Source organism: Oleiphilus sp. HI0079, assembly GCF_001635105.1.
In genome coordinates this window covers 1-7422 of sequence record NZ_LWFT01000883.1, presented here as the reverse complement: position 1 = coordinate 7422, position 7422 = coordinate 1, and the positions used below count along the sequence as shown (strand labels likewise).

Here is a 7422-nt window from a genome sequence, read left to right as displayed (position 1 = left end):
GTTGTCACACGTAATGCTTTCCGGCTTTCCTCTCAGCTCAATGAGATCATTCAAAAAGCGAGCAACACGAGCCCCAGATATCGAGTATTCAGCGAGCTGGCCTACAATTTCTCGAGAGTAATCATCTACAACATTCAAAATACGAAATCGTCTATGGCTCGCTAATTGGTCCGAAACAAAATCCATCGACCAACTTTGATTCGGTGCTGTAGCAGGGCTGTTTACCACACGTGGTCTAGTTAGCTTCTTTCGCTTCTTCGTGCGGACCTGTAACTGTTCTTCCGTATACACGCGATACGTTCGCTTGCGATTAACCACAAGGCCTTCTTGTTTAAGAAAGGCGTGCAACATTAGATATCCATATCTTGAGTACTTGGCCGCAAGCTCTTTTAAGCGCGAACGCAGTTGCTCATCGCCATATCCTTTGGCTTGATGGCGAAAGCCAGTCCGACTGATTTGAGCAAGAGCACAGGCGCGGCGTTCTGAAAAACCAAACCGATCCATCAGAAAGACGACAACTGGCTTCCGTTCGACTGGCTTCACCACTTTTTTGCAACGACTTCCTTCATTGCTTCAACTTCCAAGAGTTTCTCCGCGAGCAAGCGTTTAAGCTTTGCATTCTCTGACTCTAGCTCTCTCAGTCGTTTGGCTTCATTCACCTCAAGGCCAGCATACTTAGATCGCCAGTTGTAAAATGTGCCGGATGAGATACCCATCTCCCGACAAATATCCTCAACTTTAGCTCCAGCCTCATGCTGCTTGATCGCCTTGATGATTTGTTCTTCTGAATATCGCTTCTTCATATTGAGATCTCCATATTGCTAGGATAATTGGAAATCTCATCGAGTTCATGGTTTTAAATTTAGGGGAAAGGTAAAAAGAGACTACGGCATTGCTAGAAATTGGTATAAAAAGGCGTGTGACAACGGTCAAGATAGAGGATGCAAGTTGCATCAACAGATCGCTGCAAAGACTCTGAATAGTTGTACACCAAATTTGATTGACTTTAATGTGTGTGAAAAGGCCCGAGAGATTTCGAATTCGATTGCCAATCAACTCCCTATGAATATAAGTAGCGATATGGTGTTTCAAACAGTCGGGTCAGTGAATAGAGATGTTGTTGTGAACTATATGTTTACGTACGATAGTGAGTACTTAGAGCGAACAATAAAGAAACAGAGCTCATCATTAAGTGAAATCAAGGAGTTAATGAAAGATCGAGCAAGCCATATTTGTTCTGGGGGAGAGGCGCTCAAAGCTTTTGTTAATCTTGGGGGGCGGATTGTTGTTCAATATACCTTTATGGATGGCGAGTTATTTTTGCGCCATATTGTCGAGCAATGTCCTTGATTCACAAATCCTTATTTGCAGATATAGTTAAAATTGATCGAGATAGTTATTCTGAGTGCCGTAATGATCGACAGCTTTTTGATACACCGCTTGCAGCAACGGGGAATAATAGGACTTAAACTCCTCCGAGTCTTTGCTGTATATTAGTTTCAATTCATCTTTAAAGCTCTGGTCACTATATTGTACATAACCATTTTTTTCCCATTCACGCCACGCATTACGTTTCATTTCGAGAATGGAACTGCCTATTTTGTCTTTGCTTTTTAAAAGATACGTCACGGCTATTCCCTCGCTATTTGTGAGCACATTTTTTTTAACAATGCACGACGGGTCATCGCCTATATCCGCGAGTCCGGTAAAGGAGCCACAATACTCTTCTTGATAATATATTTCCGTCGAGTACTCACTGTATTTCGACTCGACTGCTGCAAGTATTGATGCGAATCGTTCGCTACTACCCCAGCGGCGCCCTCCGCTCATTGAATAACCATTAATCGTTAATTGCCTGAGGCTGTTATTAATAAATTCAGCGCACGCAAAACCTCCATCTACCCTATAGATAATCCTTTCTACGGAAGGAGGAAGGCGTCGACTATCATACTCGTCCATAGCCGTTTTAAATTCGGACGAGTTTATAATCGCTTTCGCTGCAAAGACATCTTGATTGTAATGCATGGAGCCTGAATATAAACGAAAACCGGATGATCGAAAGCTAGGATTTATTAAAAACTCCTTCCGACCTTCTGGGGAGGATAATGCATCAAAATCAATCTTGCTTAGTCGAGAATCAAAGGCTTTTATATTCTCGCGAGCTAAATTTTTTATTACTGTCGCATATGGATAATTAAAGCTGCTTGGTGGAGGGCAGTATCTTGCAATCTCATATTTGCTCTTGGGCGTATAGCGCTTTTTGGTTATCTGCTCTGCTCTAGTGCCGAGCACAAAGCCGAAAGGAAGATTGATAGGATCTGGATATATTGCGGTTATTTCGGTTTCAGAAAGGCTATGTATGGTGTTATGACTTTGTTTACATCCAATATTAAAAGAAATGAGGGAAATAATAATGAAGAAACGTGTCATAAACTCATAAACTCTTAAACTGCTAATATTTACTTTTGTGCTCGGGGGCCTGGAAAAGAAATCTCCGCTAAACCTTTCGCCGCAGAGCGTGTTGCTTTGACATATTTTAAATGTTCTCCTATCGCAGTCGATAAGAAATAACAAGTAAGTGCAGTTTAGCTCCCCTGAATGGGAATGCTAATTATGACTGTTTGTACTAAACTCTGCCAACTGTGGCCGCAGATTTCTCCTAGCTTTACGGCAGCTTATATCTAACAGCGAGCGAAATTTATTGTGCCATTTAGATCCGCTTCTCTCACATTTCAGATAAAGGTTTCCGGCTGACCCGTGTGGGGTTGCAGAATTAGTGTCCAAAGCGACTTCTGATTTTATTAAAAAAATACAGTTTCGCCTGCAATCCACAACACCACTAAATTGCACTAATTTTGTCCAGTTCCCACGGTTTGCAAACAAACCTGTAAAAAGCCTTATTGTTCAATATATTGCACGTTTCAGTTTTAGGGGGAAATGGCTGATTCGATCTACTGATATCAGCTTACCGATCCAAAAATCATCAACAATGTAAGCACAAGCACCGTGCAGCCATAACTTACTAGAGGGTTCCTCTTATAAGCTAATGCTGGTAACCCAAGAATAAGAGGTGCCGTTGCTTTACCAAGCAGCGCTGCAAAATTACCACCTCCGAATATCGCCATCTGCAATGCAGTAACAATTACGTATGTGGCGATAGCAACAAGGCAAAATGCTTTCAACCGAGATGGTGTGCTTTGCTCAACTTCCGTATTCATTCATTATTTCCTTTTTTGATTTTCCAAATCGTGCGCCGTTTGGCCCCTTTCTGCAAGCAACTTTCTTTTCCTCCGCTCAAGAAGTTCCCTGAACTCTTGAGACTCTGCATAGTTCTCATGCTTCAATTCAAGACCATAAGTATCAGACTCCTCTCGCGTCTTTGACTCTCGTAACTCCCTATTGAATTCACCCATACTTTTATTTGCTTCTTCCAAACCATGATTTACTGCATCTAGTGCCTCTTTCGTGAATCTGAAAGAAGAAAAGATAAATACAAAAACACCTTTTATAAAAGCCGCTATCCCTTTTATCACGCCCATACACCATTTTCTCAAACTATAAAAAACCCAAACAATAAAAGGTGCTCTAGTTCCGTTTATCTTCTTCCAGCATTCTTTCAAGAGCCTGTCGGCGTTCAGCACGCTTTTGCTCAACCATACTCTCGAGCTCCTTATTAAGCTCGTCAGCGTGTTGCTCAAACTTTTTCGCTCCTCGCTCTAATAGGAATATACATTCGCCTATGAAGCGTCCAGCTAGGCCAAAGAACTTAAAAACTGACTTGATAAAAGACCACATACTTTATTCACTTATCCTTATGTTGCTGTGTTTCCGTTTGCTGTAGGCAGACCTTTTGCCCACTCTAGAGCTTCACCCAAACTAAAAATCGTCCAGCCATCAATGTTGATTCTTCCATCAAGAAACAAGCCCAGCTTTTGATCAGGCCAAGCAGCGTCCAGAAAGATCTCTTTGTTTGTATTGCTCGTTACCGAATAGCCTAAAACAGGAGTGACATAGTTTTTTCTCTCAATATAATTTAAGAACCCAGCTAATGCTGGGTCTGCAGACTTCCTCGTGGTATTCCATGTTGCAAACTCATTACCTAACTGGGCTTTTCTGAGTTCGTTGATTGTCAAAGTATCCTTACGCGGAACCATCATATGCTCATGATATGGCTCTTTCCGGTGGCAATCCGCACACAGCGATATCAAATTGCTCTCGCTATTGTCCGACTTCACGCCATTCATATGATGCACATGCAATAAGTGTTTATGACTAGATAAATCTACGAAGCAATGCTTGCAACTATAACCCGCAGCCGCTCTGACTCGACCAGAAATGGTCTCCCAATCTGCGGTATAACCTTTTGTTTTCTTATCAATCCAAGACTTAGGTTTTTGCTTGAATACAGAGCTATATGTCGAAAAGAATTCCTCAATCGAAAACTCATCAACTAACTTCTGTCGATTCTGAGCGGACCCAGTATCAGCCCCCTTATAATTCAGAAAGTTCAGACAGTTCTTACAAACGCTGAGATTTGCGCTCCCTTCAACTTGTCGCTTGGTTATTTGGCTGTAGCCGAATACAGGGAACTCTCCGGTAATACTGTTAGTAACATGGTAGCGCTCAAACCGGTTTCGATTTTTCATGTCATCTAGTGTTTTGCAATCAGCGACATGAAACTTGTTTCCCTGACCGGGGCTCTGTATAGCCGTTTCAACTCGAAAGGCATGGTCGGGAATAAATAAGACCACCTGACGGCCATGTATTCCTAAAAGCCCTTGATCAGTTTCAAGGTCTTCTAGTTTTATTTCGATACCAGATTCGAGCTCGGTATCAATAGCAAATGTTGAGCTGTCCCAAATCTCATCGAGATCAAGCTTCTGTCTTTGGGCGCCCATTCTGTCAACACAGGCCCACAACTCATTTAGATCGATATCGAGCTTCATGATTATTCCTGCAATATACGTTTAATTTGTATATCCGCATTGGTAATCACCCGAAAGCTTACCCTCTTCGACGCCTGCCAGTTCTCATCGGTGCGCGTATCATCATGGTAAATCAGTTTAGATGACGACAATCCAACCGCAGCAATGTTGGACTTCATCCACTCCTTGCTAGCGATCACATCGGGCAACAAATAGACGTATTCCAGAACGGACCTTGTGCGTCTTTGAGATAAATCCATGTTCTTGAAATAAGCAACATCTAGTGGAGCATCGTTCCACGCACTATTCGTATGCCCCTCTATACGCACTTCATTAATTGAATCCCTAAACGGCTCAAGCACGTTCATATATCGCGGGAAGAAATCACTCAAAAGATTTTTATACTCGCTCCGTAATCGAGCACTTCCAGTCTGAAACAAAACGTCAGGAGACTTGAATGTAAACGTCAGCGATTCATCATCGATTTCGGCGTTCCACTGATCCAGATTCTTCGCAAACTCTTCGTTCAACGCATCAAAGATCGCAACCTGATTCTCTTGGTAAGCAACAGCAACCTGCTTTATCTTATCCCGTTCAACAAATGCGTCACGCATTAGTGCAATTGCGATAAACAGGAAAACCATCATCAAACCAGCCATTAAGTCGGATACGGAAAGCCAATGATTCTCTTCTTGCTCGTCGCGCAAACGCTCATTAAGAAACTTCACGAATCACCTCTAGCGCTGTCTGACAATCTGATTCATCTTGTCGACAAGCTCTTTATAGTCATTAGTGAACTTGCTAGAAATTGATGCAAGCGCGCCTCCCATAGCCTCCATAACTTTTTTCGTTTGTTGCTCCGAAGTCTGATCGATAATATCAATCTGTTTTTGAACAGATTCACCCGTTGCTTTCAACGATTGTTCAATCGTTTTCTCGAGTGCATTGAAAACGCTGTCCGCTTGGTTTCGATGACTTTGAGCTTGTTCATGAATAGTTTCTTCAAGGCGCCCGGCCATTTCACTTAACCCACTTTCGAAGTCTCGAGCTATTCTTGTGGTCTCGTCTTTAAGGACAGTCGATGCACCCGCAAAACTCTCATTTAAAGAAGCGCCTTCTTTTTGCAACTCATCCAACAAGTTACGCATGTGGTTGTTGATGTCTTCAAGAGCGGTAGAAAACTGCTCCTGAATCACAATACTATTTTTTGCTGTTTCATCCGCTGCAGAGGTCAATCCCGCATTGATAGTCGCGACATTGTTACCAAATTCCTCAGTGCCGTTAGCCAACACTTTGTGCATCTCATTTGCTGATTCCAGCATACCCGCCGCAAGCGTTTCATTTGCTTCTCTAGCACCAGCAATTGCGCCATCTATCTGCTCTCGAATTTCCGGAACAGCCTCTACTGCACGATCACGTATATCGCTGAACGCAACTAGGTGTTTATCAAGCTCGTCAATTTGATGCTGATTGACTTCTAGAACAGTTTTCAGGCTATCCATCGCAATCGGAATTGTTTTAGCTTCTGCGCTAATAGAGGTAACAGATTCTTCCGTCTTCGAAATGGCCTCTACACCAAGTGCGTACTTCTCAGACATGTCAGACAGCTGATGTTTATAGTTCTCTTGCCACTTAACCAACTCAAGTACTGCAGCATTCAGCTCCTTAAAATTCTCACCGAATTGCTCAGTTAGCTGGTTATTAAAGTCTTGAATCACCTGATTAAGAGCTTCTATCACTTGCTGAGTCGCTGACTTTGAAAGCAGATCTCCAAAGTCGCTCATTTCTTTCCATAACCGTTCCGAGAACTCATCAAATTTGCCTGAGCGCTCGTCAGTCATTTTTGTTAACTCTTCAAGTGATGATCTTACTTGATCACTCGATACAGTAAGGGCTTTGAAGTGATCATTGATATCGGATCGTTGTAGCTTCAATACGCCCATGAGACTACTTTCATCGTCTCCCGCAATCGCGCGTTTTAAATCTGAAATGCTCTCGACTTGCTGCTGCATAACCTTATAGAAATCCAGCGAATCAACTTCATCGTCTTCCTCAACTCGCGTTACAGGTAAAATCAAGATTCCAAACGATACCCCTGCTTTGTATAAGATCGACAAAAACATGCCAGCAATACTTGAGATAAACGCTGTTTTTAAGCCCTCTAGCAGCGGACCGATGGAGCCATCAATATCGTTCGTATCAAAATCAAGTAACCCAGAAATGATGCCCACAAATGTGCCCAATATTCCAAGCGATGTAAGTAATGTTGGCGCGTATGCCGTAAACACTGCGTGCGTGTGATTACGTTTAAACCAGTAGGCGAGGAAAAAGATGGCGACAAGTAGGATTAAAAAAACGTCGGTGATGTGTGAGGGCTCAACCCCTCTAATCCAAGCTTCGACAAAAGAGGACGGCATATAACTCCCTTTATAATTATTAGTTAGATGGGCAAATATACTTATAATTAAGTTTATTACAATAGAGTTACATCACGCAT

General features: G+C 42.5%; 7 protein-coding genes and 1 pseudogene. 1 reads left to right on the top strand and 7 read right to left on the bottom strand.

The window, feature by feature from the left end; genetic code table 11:
- Positions 1 to 803 (bottom strand): annotated as a pseudogene (locus A3750_RS25030) (IS3 family transposase); the annotation flags it as partial.
- 145 nt (positions 804 to 948) lie between these two features.
- Between A3750_RS25030 and A3750_RS16365 the strand changes: the two are divergent.
- Complete coding sequence (locus tag A3750_RS16365; RefSeq protein WP_068548466.1) at positions 949 to 1350, top strand: hypothetical protein; 402 nt, start codon at positions 949 to 951, stop codon at positions 1348 to 1350.
- Positions 1351 to 1377: 27 nt separating this feature from the next.
- Here A3750_RS16365 and A3750_RS16360 read toward each other — a convergent pair whose 3' ends face one another.
- The 6 genes from A3750_RS16360 to A3750_RS16330 all read right to left on the bottom strand — a co-directional run bounded on the left by A3750_RS16360 (position 1378) and on the right by A3750_RS16330 (position 7342).
- On the bottom strand, positions 1378 to 2430 hold the full coding sequence (locus A3750_RS16360) for a hypothetical protein (RefSeq protein WP_068548463.1): 1053 nt from the start codon (positions 2428 to 2430) through the stop codon (positions 1378 to 1380).
- A gap of 530 nt (positions 2431 to 2960) precedes the next feature.
- Positions 2961 to 3218, bottom strand: a complete 258-nt coding sequence (locus A3750_RS16355) for a hypothetical protein (protein ID WP_068548462.1) — start codon at positions 3216 to 3218, stop codon at positions 2961 to 2963.
- Positions 3219 to 3221: 3 nt separating this feature from the next.
- Positions 3222 to 3653: an ABC transporter permease gene (locus A3750_RS16350; protein ID WP_156498656.1), complete on the bottom strand. Its 432-nt coding sequence runs from the start codon at positions 3651 to 3653 to the stop codon at positions 3222 to 3224.
- 159 nt (positions 3654 to 3812) lie between these two features.
- Positions 3813 to 4946, bottom strand: coding sequence for an HNH endonuclease (locus A3750_RS16340; RefSeq protein WP_068548457.1), 1134 nt, complete (start codon positions 4944 to 4946; stop codon positions 3813 to 3815).
- Positions 4947 to 4948: 2 nt separating this feature from the next.
- Positions 4949 to 5653: an OmpA family protein gene (locus tag A3750_RS16335; RefSeq protein WP_068548456.1), complete on the bottom strand. Its 705-nt coding sequence runs from the start codon at positions 5651 to 5653 to the stop codon at positions 4949 to 4951.
- Between the two features lie 9 nt (positions 5654 to 5662).
- Positions 5663 to 7342, bottom strand: a complete 1680-nt coding sequence (locus tag A3750_RS16330; RefSeq protein ID WP_068548455.1) for a hypothetical protein — start codon at positions 7340 to 7342, stop codon at positions 5663 to 5665.
- Positions 7343 to 7422: the final 80 nt, after the last annotated feature.

What these genes read in the sequence shown, in the direction of transcription:
- A3750_RS16360 (WP_068548463.1), bottom strand. Translation starts at nt 2,430, where the DNA reads ATGACACGTTTCTTCATTATTATTTCCCTCATTTCTTTTAATATTGGA.
- A3750_RS16355 (WP_068548462.1), bottom strand. Translation starts at nt 3,218, where the DNA reads ATGAATACGGAAGTTGAGCAAAGCACACCATCTCGGTTGAAAGCATTT.
- A3750_RS16340 (WP_068548457.1), bottom strand. Translation starts at nt 4,946, where the DNA reads ATGAAGCTCGATATCGATCTAAATGAGTTGTGGGCCTGTGTTGACAGA.
- A3750_RS16330 (WP_068548455.1), bottom strand. Translation starts at nt 7,342, where the DNA reads ATGCCGTCCTCTTTTGTCGAAGCTTGGATTAGAGGGGTTGAGCCCTCA.